The organism is Candidatus Melainabacteria bacterium RIFOXYA2_FULL_32_9 (assembly GCA_001784615.1).
Classification (GTDB): Bacteria; Cyanobacteriota; Vampirovibrionia; order Gastranaerophilales; family UBA9579; genus UBA9579.
Genome location: MFRQ01000022.1, coordinates 1 through 19,519, shown reverse-complemented (window position 1 = coordinate 19,519; position 19,519 = coordinate 1). Strand labels below are relative to the sequence as shown.

The following is a 19,519-nucleotide window of genomic DNA, read 5'->3' as shown; positions in this document are numbered from 1 at the left end:
TTGGTAGGAGGAAACCCAGATGCCAGTAAGTGATATGCTTAAGCAAGGCGAAGAAAAAATGCAAAAAACTATCGCCGAGACAAAAAAAGAATTCACCAGTATTCGTACAGGTAGAGCTAATCCTATGATATTAGATAAAATTAACGTAGATTATTATGGAACAGCAACACCATTAAGACAAGTTTCTAACCTTAGCGTCCAAGACGGACAAACTTTAGTTATTCAGCCATATGATAAAAGCGCATTAAGTACAATTGAAAAAGCTATTTTAAAATCAGACCTTGGCGTTACTCCAAATAATGATGGTGTAAATATAAGAATAACCTTCCCACCTTTAACTGAGGAAAGAAGAAAAGACCTTGTTAAAACAGTTAAAAAGATAGGTGAAGATAATAAAGTTGCTATAAGAAATATCAGAAGAGATATGACTGACGCTTTAAAGAAACTGGAAAAAAGTGAAAATATACCGGAAGACGAAATAAAAAAACATCAAGATCAGATTCAAAAAGTAACAGATAAATACACTAGAGAAATTGACACACTTGTAGCAGAGAAGGAAAAAGAGGTTTTAGCAGTTTAGTGGGATTATTATTATTTTTTTCTAAACCGAGAGTATGGGTGGCAACCATATTTCTCGCCATAACATTAGTAGCAATAATTATAGGGAAAGCTGCCCTGGCAATATTTCTTGGGCTACTTATATTTCTTGGCACAAAAGAATATGTAAATCTTATAAGAGCAAAAGGGTTAAATCCTAGTATTAATGTAATCCTTTTAGTTGATTTCTTATTATTGATATCTGCCACCTTGCAAGAATACGACTTTCTACCTTTAATAGTAACATTTGGTGTAATAATAGCTTTTATTACAATAATGACCAGAGGGCATAAAGCAACTACAAATGATCTTGCAACTACCGTACTAGGATTCTTATACGGTGGCTGGTTGCCAATGCATATAATGCTTTTAAGAAATTTAAACAAATCAAGTATTGAAATATTTGGAATATCTGCACGTGAAGGCTTGGGTTACATAATTCTGATATTTTTCGTAATATCAGCTTCTGACATTGCAGCATATTATATAGGAAAAAGATTCGGAAAAAGACCCCTTTGGCCTGAAATAAGCCCTAAAAAAACCATTGAAGGTTCAATTGGAGGAACTACAGGAGGAGTAATTGCTTCTCTAATTATTGGTCATTTAATTGGGCTTGGTCTCTTCCATTCAATAGTAGCAGGCTTATTATTATCTATAACAGCGCAAATCGGTGATTTGTCAGAATCCATGTTAAAAAGAGATGCCGGATTTAAAGATTCAGGAAATCTTCTTCCCGGTCATGGTGGGGTATTAGATAGAGCTGACAGTTATATATTTACCGGAGCAGTTGCATATTATTACTTTAGTTTATTTGTAATAGGTAATATTGCAATATAAGTTAAAGCTCGATAACCGGGTATAGTTCAATGATTAATAAAAAACGAAAAGCTGATATAAATGAGCTCCTTCAAAAACTACATATAGAAAGCCAGGACTATGAAAGACTGGATACAGCATTAACTCATAGTTCTTACACTTTTGAAAACAAGATCACGTCTCTTGAAAATAATGAACGTTTGGAATTTTTAGGTGATGCTGTATTAAAGCTCATAGCCAGTGATTATTTACAAGAGCGATTTCCCGATTATACAGAAGGTGAGCTAACAAAAATTAGAGCTATTTTAATAAGTGATGCAACCCTTACAAAGATAGCAAATAAAATTGACTTAGGAAAACACTTGAAACTTGGTTACCATGAAGAAAAATCAGGTGGCAGGAAAAGGGCATCAACTCTTGCCTGCGCTTTTGAAGCATTGCTGGGGGCTTTGTATCTTGATGGTAAACTGAAAGATTTGCAAAATTTAATAGTTCAACTTTTTGAAGATGAAGTGACAGAAATAGATCAAAGTGTATCTAAATACAACTTTAAAGCAATGTTGCAAGAATACACACAGGCAAACGGGTTAGAGTTACCTATTTACAGTGTAATTAAAGAAGAAGGGCCACCACACAATAAAATGTTTGAGATAGGAGTAATTATTAACGGAAAACCTTTAGGAATTGGCTCAGGAAAGTCCAAGAAAGAAGCCCAGCAAAAATCAGCTGAAATGGCTGTCATAGAGCTAGGACTCCTTGATCAGGAGGAAAAAAGTGAATAAAGTTATAATATCTCCATCAATTTTATCAGCTGATTTTGCAAATTTGGAAAGAGACATAAAAAGAATAGAAGAGGCAGGAGCTGATTGGGTGCATGTAGATGTAATGGATGGGCATTTTGTGCCTAATATTACAATAGGAGCTCCGGTAGTAAAGGCTATTCGTAAGGTAACCAGCCTCCCTTTAGAAGTTCATTTAATGATCGAAAACCCTGATAAGTATATAAAAGATTTTGTAGATGCAGGTTCTGATATCATTACAATTCACCAGGAAGCCTGCTCAAATAACCTAAAAGAGATTTTAGAAACAATAAGAGTGTTTGGAATAAAAGCTGGGGTTTCAATTAAACCTAATACACCTGTTAAAGTACTTGAAGTAGTAATAACCAATCTTGATTTAATTCTTATAATGACAGTAGAACCAGGTTTTGGAGGTCAGGGATTTATACAGGAATGCCTGCCTAAAATAAAAGAGACCAGAGATCTACTTAATCACTATGAATTGACAGATGTTCATATTGAAGTAGACGGTGGCATCAATCAGGAAACAGCAAAACTTGTTATAGAAGCTGGAGCTAACGCACTTGTAGCAGGTTCTTATATTTATAATTCACAAAACATTCAAGCTGCAATAGACAGCTTAAGATGCTAATTCTTGGAAATAGCTAAATTTAAACCTAATAATTTTCGTTCTTTAAGACTTTTGCAGCACAACCCCATCCATTTGAGGAAGAAATATCTCCTGCTATGCAAATTCTATTTGCTTGATCTCCTGGAGCTCCCCAGGGGCTTATTTTATTTTCCTGTATATGGACATAGAAAATATCTTTACCAAACCTATTAGGATTTTTAAGTCCATTTACATCAATAGCAACCCATCCACATCGTAATATAGTATTAGATGGATGAACACAATCTCTATTATTGAAACAAAATCTAAGTGCGATTCCATTATTTAGAACTATACTAGAAACATTATAAGTTTCTTCAGCTCCTTCTCCAACTAAAGCACGATGGTGCTCTGGCCAACAAACACCAAAGCTTGCATCATTATCACAGGATTTAATAGAGTTAAAAAATGGTTGGTATGCATTTCTAAAGCACGTATGATCTCCATCTGTGCATATACCTTTCATAGTACCGCCATTATTTAGCATAATTTCTTGAGTAGCCGCTGCGATATCTGAAAATGCTGCTTTAAAGGCAACCTTATACTGTGTGTCCTGAACCTTCTGAATAATTGCAGGAATTGTCAATGCTGCTACTATACCTATAATGGTAAGAGTAATCAGCACTTCTGCAAGAGTAAAACCTATTATCTTTTTGTAGTTACCTTGTTTATACATCTTTAAGATACTTCATTATTTAAATTAACTTTGTATATTATTTAATTATTTTACACTATCATTCAAGTTGCTAGCCATATAAATTCATTGTTTAGAGATTGCCACGCAAGAATAATTGATACTGGTTATCCACGATTTCTGGCTCGCAATGACATCCAAGATTATTTAAGTAGCAACTTGAGTACTATCTTAGTTTTTATTGAAATTAACTTCAGGCAGAAATACTTTTTAATATTAGCCTGTTTTCATCTATATTTGCAAGACAACTTTATAATTATATTATAAAACTTTTCATAAATACTCCTTTAGTATGATCTCTAATCCAAATCAAAAAAGGTAATAATTAGTATGGGGAAAATATAATCTCATTAAGGGGAGTCTTGAATTGGGATTCTGGGATAACTTAAATCTTATAAAATTTAATCAGACACATCTGGTACCTAAAATTGACCAGAATAATGATGATGGCCGCCAACAAAAAAACCAGAATATATTTAGTAACTTACTTCAAGAAGTCCCAAAAGACACTTTTGAGAAATCTTATAAACGATTAAACGATACAGACTCAAATATATTAAATAAAAATATGGTTCAGTACTTACCAACTGATTCATTAAGAATAGAATTACAAATTGAAAAAGCTGAAAACAGCTTAAAAGACGTAGATAAAGAAATTAATTCAATTAAATTGCTTGAGCTTGATAAAAATGGAAATAAAATAGCTCAACTTGAAGAAAAAAAAGGACTAATTAATAAGGAAATTCAGGATTACAGGTCCCAATACAGAGAACTGGGACTAATTTATAAAATAACAGATATAGTTACTGACGGATATAATAAAGCAAAAGATAAATTTCAAGAAGCAAAAGTTGCATTTACAGGACGTTCTTTAATCACAAAAGCTAAAAAATTAATACCCGGCTTACAAGAAAGAGAAGAATTAAGAGAAATTCTTAATAAACTTGATGCCCTACAAACAAATACGGAAAAGGTTTTTTCAACAAAAACTAATCCTATTGGAGAAAACCACAAATATTTCAATGAAATTACAATTCTAATGACAAAAGCAAATAAACTTGATGCTCAAACAAGTAAATTCCTTGATTCAACTAAAAAAGCAAAATTAAAAATTACAGAAATAGTTAAAAATACATATTCACAAGTGATTAATTCCGCTAAAAATACTTATATAAAAGCCACTGAAAAACTTAAAATATTAAAAGATAAAATCAATCTACCTTAATACTTTTCAATAGCAGTCAATCTTTTAAATGGTTGATTATTCCAATAATACACAATGTCATTGCGATGGCTGAAAGCCCGTGGCGATCTTTTTAAGGAGGTAACAAAAAATACTTACGCATAAAGTGATATTGTCATTGCGAGGAGGGCTGAAAGCCCGACGTGGCAATCCAAATTATAGCATTATTTAATGGATTGCTTCGCTTCGCTCGCAATGACAGATTTGCGTTTTAAAATACGCAATAATTTTTTGTTTGTTCCTTAATTCTGAATAATAGCTTGTAAAATGGATAGATTGCCACAGATTCCTTCGGAATCTTCGCAATGACAATTGTACATTTATTATTTTCTGGCTAGGTTATTTCACCTTTATCTGTCAATATTTGACCATTACCATTTTTTTAAGCAAAGTGCGACTAACCTGCTTTTTATAAGCATTTTTTTACTCATTATATCCCTAAAAACGAGGCCATAGACTCAGTGAGATCCTTGTATTCTTCAATAGATAAAGTTTCACCTCTTCGGTTAGGTTCAATATGGGATTTTAAGAGTGCAGCAATAACTATATTAGAATCAAAACCAGCATTAGTTAAAGCATTTTTAATGTTTTTTCTTCTTTGCCCAAAAGCAGCCTGAATAACCCTACGAAACAACTTTGGATTACTAATATTTATTATGGGTTCTTGCCTTACTTTTAATTTCAACAAAGCTGAATCAACCTTAGGTGCAGGATAAAAGCTATTTGCCTGGACTTTACATATTAATTCAGTTTCAGCCCAATAATTAACTAAAATCGATAATAAGCCATATTCTTTTGATGAACTCTTTTCATTGGCTACTATTCTTTTAGCTACCTCATACTGCACCATTAAAATAATTTCAGAGATATACTTCCTATTCTTATAATCATACTGATCTATCTCCCCAAGCAGGTGTACCAAAATAGGACTTGTGATGTAATATGGTATGTTAGCAATTATCTTAACAGGTTTATCAACTAATTCTGAAAGATCGGCTTTCAGAATATCCTGATTCACTATTTCTATATTTGAATAAGGTAAAGAACTCAATTCTTTAATCGCATCAGTATCTATTTCAATGGCAATAACTCTATCAGCTATTTTAGCCAGCTCTTCTGTAACAAAACCAAGTCCTGCACCAATTTCTAAAACAGTTTCATCTTTAGATAAGTTAGCTTCATTAAGTATTCTCTGAATAATTTTGCTATCCACCAAAAAATTCTGTCCAAGTCTTTTCTTTGCTCTGAATTGCCTGGCTCTTTTAAAATAATCCAATGTATACCTCTATGCTTCCTTATTTTCCAACATATTTGCTTTATGATAAACTAAACATATTCAATAAGAAAATAATTAATAGTTAAATAGAATAATGGTTATATCTTAATGGAACAAACCATAAAAACAGAAGAACTAATAACTGAAAAATCACAACTTTTAAGCCTTTTTCATGGAGGTATAAAGCCAAAAAGTGATTTTAAAGTTGGCATTGAGCTTGAAAAACTCGGAGTAAATTCAAGTAATTATACAGCTGCACCTTATTCAGGTACAAATGGAATTCTTGAATTTTTAAAAAAATATAAAAAAGTTAATAATTGGGATTATATAACTGAAAATAATACAGTATTAGGTTTGATTAGAGGCTGCGATACAGTAACTTTAGAACCAGGAAGTCAAACTGAACTGAGCAGCTGTCCTCGAGATACAGTTCACGATATTGCAGATCAAGTTAAAAATTATAATACTGAAACAGCGATATTAGCTGAAGAACTTGATATTCATTGGATTGGTTACGGAATCCAGCCACTGTCAATACATGAAAATATCGAGCTAATCCCTAAAAAACGCTATGATATTATGAATGAATATCTTCCAACTAAAGGAAATATGGCTCTTGTTATGATGAAAGAAACAGCAGGAATTCAAGTCTCTCTGGATTATGGATCTGAAGATGATGCAGCTCATAAACTTAAAGTCCTGCTTGGTTTATCACCAATAGTTACTGCGATGTTTGCAAACTCTCCTATAAGAAGTGGGCAAGAAACTGGTTATAAAACCTATAGAGCCATAGGATGGCTACGTACGGACGAAATAAGGTGTGGCCTCATAAGTAGAAGGGTTTTCGAGACAGATTTTAGCTTTAATGATTATGTTGAGATACTTTTAGATCTACCAATGATTTTTCTTGAAAAAGATCAGAATTGGATTAATATGAAGGGAATAACCTTCAGAGAATATATGCAGCATGGCTATGAAGGTTACCAGGCTACTGTTGAAGACTGGAATTTACACAGAAGTTCATTTTTTCCATATATTAGACTAAATAATTATTTAGAAATAAGAAACTGTGACTGTCAAAGATCAGAACTTATCCCTGCCATTCCTGCTTTATGGAAAGGTTTAATATATGATGATAACGCTTTATCAACTGCATGGAATCTTGTAAAAGATCTAACCTGGGAACAAAGACTTGAGCTTAGGCAACTAGCTCCTAAATATGCTCTTGATTCAGAAATAAACGGTTTAAAAGTATTAGACATAGCTAAAGAATTAGTTAATATTGCCGATTATTCTTTAAAACAAATGGCTCAATTAAATGATGATGGACTAGATGAATCTATATATCTAGCTCCATTGAAAATATTAATTGATAAAGGACAATCTCCAGCAGATGAAATCCTTACATATTGGAGCACAAACTGGAATAAAGATGTAAGGAAATTAATTGAGCACGTTAGATTAATCTAAACCATAAACTCAATTTACCCCATATCTAGAAAAAAATATATAATGATTTTACCACCTGACATAAACATAACTACACATTTTCACCCTGAAGATTTGAAAACTCTGGAAAATATAGAAACTTCAGAGAAGATTTTATTTGAAACAACAACGTATTTTAACGAAATAGCAATCACTGAGAATCAATTTGGAAGGTTTTTAAAGTTTGGAGATAGTTATCAGGCAGGCATATTAAAACATGGCCTATATCAGGGTAATTTGCATTATACTAATTACTTTCTGCTTGCTCCTCTATTTAATCAGAATATAAAGAATATCCTAATTCTTGGCATGGGAACAGGAAATTTAGCGCACAATTTTCTTAAATTGATTCCAGACTTAAAGAACATTGATATCGTGGAAATAGATCCTGAAGTAGTCGATGTAGCTCAAAAATATTTTGATTTTAAACCCGATAAAAAGATTAACGTTCATATACAGGACGCTAGAGTATTTGTTAGAAATATTAAAAATAAGTATGACTTAATTATTTTAGACATTTTTACTAGCTCTGGTTTGCCTTACAGATTTATGACAGAGGAGTTTTTAAGAGAAACAAACACCATTTTAAATAAAAATGGAATAATATTCACTAATATGTTTGGTTTACAGAATATAGATTCTGATAATAATCTAATCTTTAAGTCTTTATTAAAAACATATAAGTCAGTATTTAACCAGGTTTTGGTACAACCGGCATTGTATGGCAACATTGAACTATACAGAACACTTTTTGGGCTAAAACATGACTTAACTGAGCTTACAAATATATTAATAATCGCATCTAACAGCAAAACATTATTAAGCAAAAGAAAAATTATTGACAAAGCTCAAAAAATGCAGGATAAATTTAATATTATAGGTATTAAAAAAATAGATAAGTATGCAGGAGACATATTTGAAATAGAAATTAATGTTAATCAGTATAAAAATTTTCTAGACAATGAAGAAGAAGAACTAAAACTCAATTTAAACAACTTAAAAGAATATCTAAAATGCAGTAATCCAAAATAGAGAATGTAAAAGATTGTAAATGAATATTAAACTTAATATTCATTTTGTTCTTTACATAAACTTAATACTAATTAGAGGGTCGGGGAGTAAAGAGTGAATGTTAAATACTTCATTAGCAGGAAGAGTCGAGTGGAATAACCAAGCAAATACTAAATCTATTCTTACACCAGCAGCTACAGCTAATAAAACTCTGAATTATCAACCGCAGGTTTCTTTTGGCAGAGCACTGAAAAAAGATGAGCAAAAAGATTATCAGGAAACAATTCTATCTGCACTGGAAGCTTTAGGCAAAAAAAATCTGGCTTTAACTATTCATGGAACAAGTTTTCCATCAATAGAAAAAGAAGATCCCGGAGTAGGATCACCAAATTCAAATGGAGCTAAAAAATTAATAAAGCTCATTGAGCTAAACGGGTTTAATAACCTTCAGCTTGGACCTGAAGGCAAAACAAAAAATACTGATGCTTCACCATATACCAGCACTGCATTTTCTATGAACCCGTTATTTATTGATATTTCTGAATTAACAAAACCGGAATGGAGCTCAATATTAGACAAGTCAACGTTTGATGATATTGTGAACAAGAAACCTAAGAATGAAGATTTAAATACCGGAAGCAGCAAAACTGCATATGCTTATGTTTATGAAAATCAGGAAAATGCGCTAAAAGAAGCTTATAAAAATTTTAAAGAAAAAATAAAAGATGAGAATAATACAATAATTCAATCTATTAATAATAAATTTAACGCATTTAAAGTAGAAAATAAAAGCTGGCTGGATGGAGATGCCTTATATGAAGCTCTGTCAAAAGAGCATAATAATGATTATTTCCCTAATTGGCCTTCAGAAATCGATAAAAATTTATTTGTACACTTAAATATCCCTGGTGATGCTAAAAAAGAAGCTGCGAAAAATAGAAAAAGTGAGCTTGAAGGAAAATATAAAGATGAAACAGAGCTTTATAAGTTCACTCAATTTGTCGCAGATGAACAAAAAAATAAAATGAAAGGGTTCTCTGCACAACACAATATAAAAACTATAAGTGATGCTCAAGTAGGTTTTGCTGACAGAGATATCTGGGTAAATAAAAACTTATTCCTGCCTGATTGGAAACTTGGATGCCCTCCGGATTACTTCTCAAACGAAGGGCAGTCATGGGGTTTTCCTGTATTAAATCCTGACTTAATTTTCAACCAAGATGAAACCCTGGGACCTGCAGGAAAACTTCTCAAGAATAGATTTGACAGAATATTCGAGAAAAATCCCGGTGGAGTTCGTATAGATCATATTATAGGACTGATTGACCCATGGATTTATCAAGATAATCAATCCCCAAAAAATGGAGCACGGTTACATAGTTCTCCAGAACATAATAAACTGAAACAATATGCTCGTACGGAAATAAATGATTTAAATTATGCAAAACCACCTGCTGATAATGATAGAATCAGATCTGAATCTCTCAATGAAAATAAAATTAGTAAGTATGCTGAAATCATAGAAAAAATTATCATTCCATCTGCGTTAGAAAAAGGAGTTCCTTTAGAAAACATCGTTTGCGAAGACTTAGGAACTTTAACTAACCCTGTAACCAAAGTAATGGGTAAATTAAGAGCAAAAGGCATAGGAGGGACAAGCGTATTACAATTTACAAGTCCTGAACCATCAAATCCATACAGAATGCATAATATTCCTAAAGAAAATACTGCAGCGGTTGGCAATCATGATACGATGCCTACAGCATTATGGGCTGAGAATAAAGACAGAAAACAACAAGCCACACATTTATCCTATGACTTAATTCCTGAAGAAAAAGCATATACAAGACGTGATTTATTCAATAAATTAGTTAAAGATCCTAAAGAACTTGTAAAAGCTAAATTTGCAGAGTTATTTGCAGGACCTGCACAAAATGTACAAATCTTCTTCACCGATTTCTTTGGCATCAAAAAACCATATAATAAACCTGGTTCTAGCGATCCTGACAACTGGCTTCTCAGACTGGGTAATAATTTTGACAAATTCTATTATAAGCAATTGGCTAAAAATGAGGGCATAAATCTTCCTGAAGTTCTCAATATGGCTATTGAAGCTAAAGGCCAAAAGTTTATTGATTCTTTTAAAAGCAAGAAAGCAGGAAACTTTGAAAACATAAATAAACTTGTTGATAACTTAAAAAAATATACTGAAATACTGAAAGAACCGGAAGATGATTTACAAAAAGTAGAATCTGAAGATAAAGCAGTATAACAGCTAATTTGTTAAGATCATTTACAACTAAAATTTGTGATATTTTATGATTGAGCCTGATTAATCTTGATACAACAAGATAACAGGCTTTTCAGTTTAATATTGCATATATTAAGATTAATCAATAGTTGCTAAATAATCGAGAAATCAGATAAAATTGACTATATATTAATATCAAGATGGATAAAATAAACCTTATAGATGATGAATCTATATCGTAAAATCTCGAATAATTAAATTAACAATCAGGATCTTGGCTGGTAGGAGAATTAAAAAGTAAATGATAAATTCTAAGAAATTTTTTACTGGAATCATAATAGCGATTTCACTAATATTTATAGGTACAATTACAGCGAATGCACAGGTTAGCCTACCTTCAATTAACATCAGCATGGGTCAGGCAAACTCCCCTACTGAATTTAGCAAGGGATTACAAATACTCATCTGGCTAACAGTACTAACGTTAGCACCAAGCATTATTATTATGACAACAGCTTTTACCAGAATAGTTATAGTTTTATCTTTAGTAAGACAAGCTATGGGTACAGCACAATTACCTCCTTCGCAGGTAATTGTAAGTTTAGCAATGATATTAACCTTTTTTGTAATGGCACCTACAATTAATGAAATTAATACAACAGCATTCCAACCCTATATGAATAATAAGATCACACAACAAGCAGCACTAAAAATAGGGATTGAACCATTAAGGCTATTTATGTTCAAACAAACTGAGGAAAAAGACCTTGCTTTATTTGTCAGGATGGCTAAAATACCTAATCCCAAAACGAGAGTAGATGTTCCTACTTATGTTTTAATACCGTCATTTATTATTAGCGAATTAAAAACAGCATTCAAAATAGGTTTTATGATATTTATTCCATTCTTAATCATTGATATCGTAGTAGCAAGTATTCTGGTATCAATGGGTATGTTATTCTTGCCACCGCCAATGATTGCAATGCCTTTTAAAATAATACTATTTGTACTGATCGATGGCTGGCATCTAGTAGCACAATCCCTTGTTGAAGGATTTGTCAGATAAAATAATCTGGAGTATTTTTATGACTCAATTAGAATTTATCACTATATTACAGACAACATTAACACTATCATTAATGCTGTCCACCCCAATCCTTCTTGTTTGCCTTGTAGTTGGTTTAATAATTAGCATTTTTCAATCAGTTACACAAATTCAAGAAGCTACTCTAACTTTTGTACCCAAAATTTTAGCTGGAATATTATCTATTATTTTTCTGGCTCCTTGGATGCTGGAAGTTTATATCAATGGTATAAATGAAATTTTCGCCAAAATGGCACACGTAGTACATTAATAAACTATGAATCACGATATATCAATATTATTTTCGATGAAAAGCATGATTGTTTTCATTCTAGTTATCTCCAGAATAAGCGGAATGTTAGCTACTGCACCCTTATTTTCAACTTTCCCAATTCCTATGCCAGTAAAAGCAAGCTTAGCAACACTAACAGCCTTTATTATTTATCCAATAGTGCTTCAATACTCTGATTTCCCAATCCCACACGATCTGATATCACTATCATTGATGGTAACCAAGGAACTTTTTATCGGAATTTTAATAGGTTTTTGTACACAATTAATCTTTATCGGAATCCAGATTGGAGGTCAATTATTAAGCATGCAAATGGGATTAGCAATAGCAGAAACACTTGATCCAGTAACCAGTCAACAGGTTCCTATTATCGGACAATTCTATTTGTATATAGCAAGTTTGGCCTTTATTCATTTAGATGGCCCACATTGGCTGTTTAGTACTATATTCTCAACTTACAAATCAATTCCCATGGGATTAAGCTTTGAATTTACTGCTGATATAACTCAAAAGGTACTAATATTTACCAGTCAAATATTTGCTATAGCCTTTGGAATAGTGATGCCCTTATTCTCAATACTATTTATAATTGATATTGCACTGGGTTTTGTCTCAAAAATAATGCCTCAGATGAATATTTTTATGGTAAGTATCCCATTAAAAATAATTCTTGGAATAATAATTATGAATTTATTCTTGCCAACCACAGCGGTTTATTTAACTAACTTAATATCACAATTATTAGAAACATTAGGAAATATATTTATTTAATGGAGAAATAAATGGCAGGTGAACGTACAGAAAAGGCGACGGACAAGCGACGAGGCAAAACAAGGAAAGAAGGTAACATTCCTAAGAGCCAGGATCTCAACCAGGCTGTAACACTTGCTGCGGGTACATACATAATTTTTCTTTTTGCTCCATCTATTATGACCAAATTTATAGCATCAGCTATAAATACTTTTTCACATCTAGACCCTAATTTGATCAGCAGAGAAGGACTTATTGGCTATTTTACTCCTCATATATATTTGTTGTTTGATATTCTCACACCCATAATGCTGCTTATGATGATTTGCGGTATTGCCATTAATTTTGCACAAGTCGGACCTTATTTCTCATTGGAACCTCTTAAACCGAAATTTGATAAATTAAACCCAGCGGGTATGGTACAAGGATTTAAAAAATTTTTTAATTTAAAAAGCATAGTAGAACTTGTAAAGTCATTTATAAAAATGATAATAGTTGCAGGTATAGCATACTCAGTAATTAACTCATATCAACAGGAGATGTTAGCACTATTAGGCGCAGATGTTCAATTATCGTTATCACTTATAGGTACTGTTATATTTGACATGATTACTCAAATAACCATAGTATTAATATTTTTAGGAATCCTTGATAAAAAATATCAAGCGTACGAATTTGAAAAATCTATTAAAATGACCAAGGAAGAAATTAAAGATGAACGAAAAGATGCTGATGGAAACCCCGAGGTAAAAGCAAAAATTAGAAGCATTCAAATGCAATTTGCAATGCAGAGAATGATGAGTGCTGTTCCAACAGCTGATGTTGTAGTTACAAACCCAACTCATTATGCTGTTGTATTAAGATATGATACTCAAATCGCCCCAACACCTCAAGTCGTTGCAAAAGGAGTCGACTTTGTTGCTTTTAAAATTAAGGAAATCGCAAAACATAATAATATTCCTATAATAGAAAACAAACCACTTGCAAGAACCCTCTATAAAATTGTACCATTAGATGGATTGATCCCTGCAGAATTATACGTGGCTGTTGCTGAAGTGCTGGCATTCGTATACAAAACTAACAAAAATAAGGGTAAAATTAGGTAATGAATAAACAAAAGCTACTTGACCTACTTCAAAATAATGATATTCTATTAGCCGTCGGCTTAGTAGTCGTAATTGGCATGATGATTATTCCATTACCTGCGCCTATTCTCGATGTTTTGTTAACATTGAATATCTCTCTGTCAATAATAATCCTTCTTGTTTGCCTATACACAACAGAACCTCTTAAATATTCTTCATTTCCAACTATACTCTTGGTTACTACTCTATTTCGTCTCGGACTAAATGTAAGTTCAACAAGATTAATATTGCTATATGGTGAAGCAGGTGAGGTAATTTCTGCATTTGGAGAATTTGTAATAGGTGGAAATTACGTAGTAGGACTTGTAATATTTATAATTCTAGTAATAATCAATTTTATGGTTATTACAAACGGTGCTGGCAGGGTAGCAGAAGTAACAGCAAGATTCACATTAGATGCAATGCCCGGAAAACAGCTTAGTATTGATGCTGATTTAAACTCTGGGTTGATTGATGAACAGGAAGCTAAAAAGAAAAGAAGAAAAATCGAAAGAGAAGCCGATTTCTATGGAACCATGGACGGTGCCAGTAAATTCGTTAAGGGAGATGCTACAGCGTCAATAATTATCACCGTTATCAATATTGCAGGCGGTTTTGCAATAGGAATGTGGCAATTAGGCTTAGATTTCCAAACAGCTGCAGCAACATTCACCAAATTAACAGTTGGCGATGGCCTTGTTTCTCAATTGCCAGCTCTAATTATATCAACAGCTACAGGTTTACTGGTATCAAGAGCCAGCGGTGATGAAAAATCATTAAGTAAAGATATTGAAGAACAAATGTTCGATGATCCTAAAGTTCTTGGAATTGTTTCCGGCCTTTTACTCACATTAGGCATAATTCCAGGACTTCCAACAATTCCATTTTTTGCAATTGGTAGTGCAATTGGAGCTTTGAGTTATTTCAAGTTCAATGCAGCTAAACAGAAAGGAATTGAAGAACAAAAAGCAAAAGAAGTTGAAACTAAAGCTCCTGGAAAACAAAAGAAAAAAGCCTCAAAAGAAAGTGTTATGGAGCTATTAAGTATTGAGCCTATGGAAATAGAGATAGGATACAGGTTAGTTCCTCTTTTAGATATAGAGCAAGGTGGGGATTTATTAGAAAGAATATCTCAAATCAGAAGACAAACCGCTCTTGATTTCGGAATAATTTTACCCTCTATAAGGGTGCGTGATAATCTACAGCTTGCACCAAATGCCTACCAGATTAAGTTAAAGGGAATTCCTATTGAAGCAGGTGAAGTTTATGCCGACAGATATCTTGCTATGAATGCAGGTGCTGGACAAAGTGATCCGAATTTAAGAGGCATTTCAGCAGTTGAGCCTGCTTTTGGACTACCTGCATTATGGATAGAAGATAAAGATAAAGAATATGCCGAGTCTAATGGTTATACGGTAGTTAGTCCTTCTGCTGTTGTTTCAACCCATTTAACAGAGGTTATCAAAAAAAATGCAGCAGACATCTTAACAAGATCAGATGTTCAGACACTTCTTGATAATGTCAAAAAATACTCAGAAGCGTTAGTAGATGATTTAGTTAAGGAAAGTAATGTCTCAATCGCCGAAATTCAAACTATTTTGCAGAATTTACTCAAAGAAAGGATCTCAATCAGAGATTTACAAAGTATCTTGGAAACAATAAGCGCATACAGTAAAGTTAGCAAAAATCTGGATTTTCTAACTGAGCAATGCAGGATATCGCTTGCAAGAAGTATTTGTAAACAAAATCTAAGTGATGCAGGAGAACTTCTTGCAATAACACTAGCTCCTGATGTTGAAAACACAATTGCTGCAGGAATAAGCGCTGATGGGCAGAGCTTAAGTCTCGATCCAAGCTTTACTAGAAATCTTATAGATAATCTTAATAGCGAAATAGAAAAAGCCTTAACCAATACCGGAAATCAGCCAGTTATACTTTGCAGTGCGCCAATAAGGATAGCATTTAGACGATTAATCGAAAGAACTTTTCCACAAATAAGCGTTATGTCTTATAACGAAGTAGCACCAAATACAAATGCTAAGTCTGTTGGTATTGTTAGAGTTCCTTCCATTCCTTCATCATTATAAGTCAGTCATAATCGGGACGGATTAGTCCTCTCTCTCATATAAACGAATAATAAAAATAGCAGGCTTTGAACCTGCTCAGTAAGGTATCCTGTAAAAAGGGATTATTAAGCAAATATATTTAAACCATCTTTATTTTCTTTATTAACTTTTTTTCCGGAAGTTTTTATTAATGAAAATGGATTAGAACCTTTTCTATCTTTACCTAAATTATCAGCTGCAAACAATTGTGGAGCATTATTAACTGCAAAAATTGACTTTACATCAGTAAAATTCGGTGCTTCAGCAGGAACATGGATTTTACCATTTACTTTATTTGATAAATCTAACGCTTGTAGATTAGCAGCTTTAGCCTTTAAAGATTCTATAGCGGAAAGAGCGCTTTCAGAAAGATTCACATCATAAGCAGCTCTGTTTACAGCAACTTGCTTTATTACTTGAGAATTAGAAGCTTCAGTACCAAAGATTTTAAGGCCTGTTTCCTGTCCATTTAAAACATTAAAATTAAGTTTAGGAAGATTTTGCTCAGTAAATTGTGCAGATTTTGAGATAGGAGCAGAATTTAAAATTTCATTAGAAATTTGTTCTAATTCAACACCTGAGATTACAGCTTTTGAAAAAACATTATTGCTACTTAAACCACCTATTGTTAAGCCCATTTTTTCCCCTATTTCTCTTTTTTGCCTTACAAAAAATTTATCGGCATGAATTCAAAATATCTTTATAGTTAAAAATTAAATTATTAATCTTAAAAAATTCATAGCGCCAAAATGTATATTATTAGTAATTTTCCCAAACATAAGTTATTTTAAGAAAACTTAATATATGAATGCTTATCTAATTTTCGTTGTAAATACTATAAAGCAGCGCAATTAAAATAATAAATATATCAAAAATATATATAAGATAATTAAAATATAAGCAAATGATGTAAATTTTTCAAAGCAATCTGTTTTTATATTAATAAGAACATATTTATAATTTAAATGGGGGTTATAACATGTGTGTTAAGAATGTTGGTAAAGCAGACATTCAAAAGAATTATAATCTGCAACCTAATAATATAAACCAGAGTGTGGGTGCAGGACAAAATGGTTTTTTAAACTTTAATGGTATTGGAGCTGGTATACCTAATACGACAACAGCTAACAATACAGCAGGAGCTGCTTATAGTCTTGATAATACATCAACTTTTGGCAATCCTGGTTCAAACATATTTAGTCTAGGACGTGTCAATACATCACTAGATGGAGCCTTAGACTCTAACCCATTCTTAGATAATACTTTCAATCAAATTGATACATTCATACAAAATATAGGCGCTGGTATGTATCCAAGTGAAAAAACAAATACACAAACACAAACACAAGCTCAAACAGCACCTACTGGCCTAGCTCAAGCTCCTCTAGCTCAACAAGGAACAGCAGCAGGGGGAATTAATTTCCAGGCAATACTAGGCATGCTGCAACAATTACTAAGCTACTTGGGTGGTCAAGGAGCTACCCAGGCTGCACCAACCGCAGCACCAGCTGCTGCACCACAACTTCAAGGAAATGCAGCCCCAACCCAAAAACTATCATTACAAGAAGGAATAGCTAAATTTAATCAGACAGGACAGCCGGTTTGGAATAAAGCTGAATGCCCAGTCTGTCATGGCGCAGGTTGCAAACACTGTAGCGATTCAGTACCACCTACTACAGGAGCTAATAATCAACCACAAGTTCAAGCCCATTAAATTAATAAATATAATTAAAAGAAGATTCAGTTTAAAACTGAATCTTCTTTTAATTTTTTAGCACCATAAATAAAATTATTAGTAGTGAACGATAACTGATAACTTTAAACTAAGTCATACTGCTTCAGTGGCTAAGCCACATTCTCAAATTAACGATCATTCCAATAATACCTCATTATTTGCTTCAAACGTTAACCTAAGTAATGGATGTTACCAAATTTTTTTACTTTGATTTATGAGCAAATTCATCAACAAATCTTTTCTGTAAATCTGCTGATTCAGGATAATCATTAGTTTCTTTATAATGATGATTAAATACTTTATCCGATCCAGTCACTAATTTAGGATTATCTCTTAAAATATCAAGATCTCCTTCGATATTTTTAACTGTTTCTGGATCAAAAGTTTTTGGATCAATTTTTATTTTACTTGATTTAACCTGAGATCTGCCTAAAACTTGGGTAGGATCATTTCTTAGATCAATATCCTTTTGAATTTCTGGAGTATTAGACTGCTCAGTTTTTTGAATACTTTGTTTTTTTTCTTTTTTATGGCCTAAAGAACTGCCTCTGACTCCATCTGATGGTATATTTGTCATTCAAATTAACTCCTAAAAAATACAACCCATTTAATTTCTTCTCTTATGCTTAAAAACATACTTTTCAAAAAAGTTGCTAATAATAACGAAAAATTATGTATAAAATAGATAAACCTTGTTATACAACAAAATAATAACATCGCTAAAACATAATTGCAATAATAAAAAACAGCCTTGTGGCTGGCTTAAACTATGCTTAATGTTTCTTAATATTTTCTATAAAGCATATTATAATTAAGAATTTAAAAGTAATGGAATTGTTGTCTAATCAATGTTGTTTTTGATTACAGGAGAAAAACTATCAAGAAGGTATTTCATATCCCTTACTGCCTGTTCAAGACCAACAAGAACAGCTTTTGAAACTATACTATGCCCGATATTTAATTCTTCCATATTTTTAATGGCTAAAATTCTTCTTACATTTTGATAATTTAGCCCATGTCCGGCATTAATTCTTAAACCTAGTTCATTAGCGAGATTTGCAGCATTACATAAATTTTTAAAAGCTGGTTCCTCTTCATATTTATTGAAAGCTTCCGCATATTGCCCTGTATGTAATTCTATAAACTGAGCTCCTGTTTCAGCACTTGCTTCAACCTGTTTAAAATCAGGGTCTACAAAAAGGCTTACTATAATACCTTTATCTAAAATAGGCTTTAAGAATTCTTTTAGGTACTCTTTTTGATTAACGACATCAAGACCGCCTTCTGTAGTCAATTCTTGCCTTTTTTCAGGAACCAGGGTAACGCTGTAAGGACAAATTTCAAGAGCAATATTCTGCATTTCTGAAGTTGCAGCCATTTCAAGATTTAAACGTGTTTTTATAGTCTGCTTTAACAGCTTTACATCTCTATCATTAATATGTCTTCTATCTTCTCTTAAATGAACAGTAATTGCATCAGCACCAGCCAATTCAGCTATTGCAGCAGCTGCAACAGGATCAGGCTCAACCCCGCCTCTTGCCTGTCTTATTGTTGCTATATGGTCTATATTTAATCCTAAGGTTACCATTTCTATCTCCTGAATT

Annotated in this window: 19 protein-coding genes; 14 read left to right on the top strand and 5 right to left on the bottom strand. The window is 32.6% G+C overall.

Going from position 1 to position 19,519, the window contains the following annotated elements:
- The first annotated feature begins 19 nt into the window (after positions 1-19).
- The 4 genes from A2255_10680 to A2255_10665 are packed head-to-tail and all read left to right on the top strand — an operon-like array spanning position 20 to position 2,844.
- Entirely contained in the window at positions 20-580 is a 561-nt protein-coding gene (locus A2255_10680; GenBank protein OGI22997.1) for a ribosome recycling factor, read from the top strand.
- Positions 580-1,434 carry a hypothetical protein gene (locus A2255_10675; protein ID OGI22996.1) on the top strand — a complete coding sequence of 285 codons (855 nt, stop codon included), beginning with the start codon at positions 580-582 and terminating at the stop codon, positions 1,432-1,434. The genes A2255_10680 and A2255_10675 overlap by 1 nt, the downstream gene beginning before the upstream one ends.
- Before the next feature lie 29 nt (positions 1,435-1,463).
- The gene (locus A2255_10670; GenBank protein OGI22995.1) at positions 1,464-2,195 is read left to right on the top strand and encodes a ribonuclease III; all 732 of its coding nucleotides are present in this window, start codon (positions 1,464-1,466) and stop codon (positions 2,193-2,195) included.
- Positions 2,188-2,844, top strand: coding sequence for a ribulose-phosphate 3-epimerase (locus tag A2255_10665; protein OGI22994.1), 657 nt, complete (start codon positions 2,188-2,190; stop codon positions 2,842-2,844). Before A2255_10670 ends, A2255_10665 begins: the two co-directional genes overlap by 8 nt.
- 25 nt (positions 2,845-2,869) lie before the next feature.
- Here A2255_10665 and A2255_10660 read toward each other — a convergent pair whose 3' ends face one another.
- On the bottom strand, positions 2,870-3,538 hold the full coding sequence (locus tag A2255_10660) for a hypothetical protein (protein ID OGI22993.1): 669 nt from the start codon (positions 3,536-3,538) through the stop codon (positions 2,870-2,872).
- A 385-nt stretch (positions 3,539-3,923) separates the two neighbouring features.
- Between A2255_10660 and A2255_10655 the strand changes: the two genes are divergently transcribed.
- Positions 3,924-4,781 (top strand): hypothetical protein, encoded by an 858-nt coding sequence (locus A2255_10655; GenBank protein OGI22992.1) that lies wholly within the window; start codon positions 3,924-3,926, stop codon positions 4,779-4,781.
- A 448-nt stretch (positions 4,782-5,229) separates the two neighbouring features.
- Here A2255_10655 and A2255_10650 read toward each other — a convergent pair whose 3' ends face one another.
- A complete protein-coding gene (locus A2255_10650) occupies positions 5,230-6,075 on the bottom strand; it encodes a ribosomal RNA small subunit methyltransferase A (GenBank protein ID OGI22991.1) in 846 nt (281 codons plus the stop codon).
- A gap of 108 nt (positions 6,076-6,183) precedes the next feature.
- Here A2255_10650 and A2255_10645 point away from each other — a divergent pair, with 108 nt between their 5' ends.
- The 8 genes from A2255_10645 (at position 6,184) to A2255_10610 (ending at position 16,162) form a co-directional block, all read left to right on the top strand.
- Positions 6,184-7,545, top strand: coding sequence for a hypothetical protein (locus A2255_10645; GenBank protein OGI22990.1), 1,362 nt, complete (start codon positions 6,184-6,186; stop codon positions 7,543-7,545).
- A gap of 42 nt (positions 7,546-7,587) precedes the next feature.
- On the top strand, positions 7,588-8,595 hold the full coding sequence (locus A2255_10640; protein OGI22989.1) for a hypothetical protein: 1,008 nt from the start codon (positions 7,588-7,590) through the stop codon (positions 8,593-8,595).
- Positions 8,596-8,692: 97 nt separating this feature from the next.
- Entirely contained in the window at positions 8,693-10,846 is a 2,154-nt protein-coding gene (locus A2255_10635; GenBank protein OGI22988.1) for a hypothetical protein, read from the top strand.
- Positions 10,847-11,126: 280 nt separating this feature from the next.
- Positions 11,127-11,891 (top strand): flagellar biosynthetic protein FliP, encoded by a 765-nt coding sequence (locus tag A2255_10630; GenBank protein ID OGI22987.1) that lies wholly within the window; start codon positions 11,127-11,129, stop codon positions 11,889-11,891.
- A gap of 19 nt (positions 11,892-11,910) precedes the next feature.
- Positions 11,911-12,180: a flagellar biosynthetic protein FliQ gene (locus A2255_10625; GenBank protein OGI22986.1), complete on the top strand. Its 270-nt coding sequence runs from the start codon at positions 11,911-11,913 to the stop codon at positions 12,178-12,180.
- Between the two features lie 45 nt (positions 12,181-12,225).
- A complete protein-coding gene (locus A2255_10620) occupies positions 12,226-12,972 on the top strand; it encodes a flagellar biosynthetic protein FliR (protein OGI22985.1) in 747 nt (248 codons plus the stop codon).
- An 11-nt stretch (positions 12,973-12,983) separates the two neighbouring features.
- Positions 12,984-14,057, top strand: coding sequence for a flagellar biosynthesis protein FlhB (locus A2255_10615; GenBank protein OGI22984.1), 1,074 nt, complete (start codon positions 12,984-12,986; stop codon positions 14,055-14,057).
- Complete coding sequence (locus tag A2255_10610) at positions 14,057-16,162, top strand: flagellar biosynthesis protein FlhA (GenBank protein ID OGI22983.1); 2,106 nt, start codon at positions 14,057-14,059, stop codon at positions 16,160-16,162. Before A2255_10615 ends, A2255_10610 begins: the two co-directional genes overlap by 1 nt.
- Before the next feature lie 104 nt (positions 16,163-16,266).
- Here the strand turns inward: A2255_10610 and A2255_10605 are convergent, their stop codons facing one another.
- Positions 16,267-16,818, bottom strand: a complete 552-nt coding sequence (locus tag A2255_10605; protein ID OGI22982.1) for a hypothetical protein — start codon at positions 16,816-16,818, stop codon at positions 16,267-16,269.
- Between the two features lie 341 nt (positions 16,819-17,159).
- Here A2255_10605 and A2255_10600 point away from each other — a divergent pair, with 341 nt between their 5' ends.
- A complete protein-coding gene (locus A2255_10600) occupies positions 17,160-17,894 on the top strand; it encodes a hypothetical protein (GenBank protein ID OGI22981.1) in 735 nt (244 codons plus the stop codon).
- Positions 17,895-18,117: 223 nt separating this feature from the next.
- Here A2255_10600 and A2255_10595 read toward each other — a convergent pair whose 3' ends face one another.
- Both A2255_10595 and A2255_10590 read right to left on the bottom strand, forming a co-directional pair.
- Complete coding sequence (locus A2255_10595) at positions 18,118-18,492, bottom strand: hypothetical protein (GenBank protein OGI22980.1); 375 nt, start codon at positions 18,490-18,492, stop codon at positions 18,118-18,120.
- A gap of 264 nt (positions 18,493-18,756) precedes the next feature.
- A complete protein-coding gene (locus A2255_10590) occupies positions 18,757-19,503 on the bottom strand; it encodes a pyridoxine 5'-phosphate synthase (protein ID OGI22998.1) in 747 nt (248 codons plus the stop codon).
- Positions 19,504-19,519: the final 16 nt, after the last annotated feature.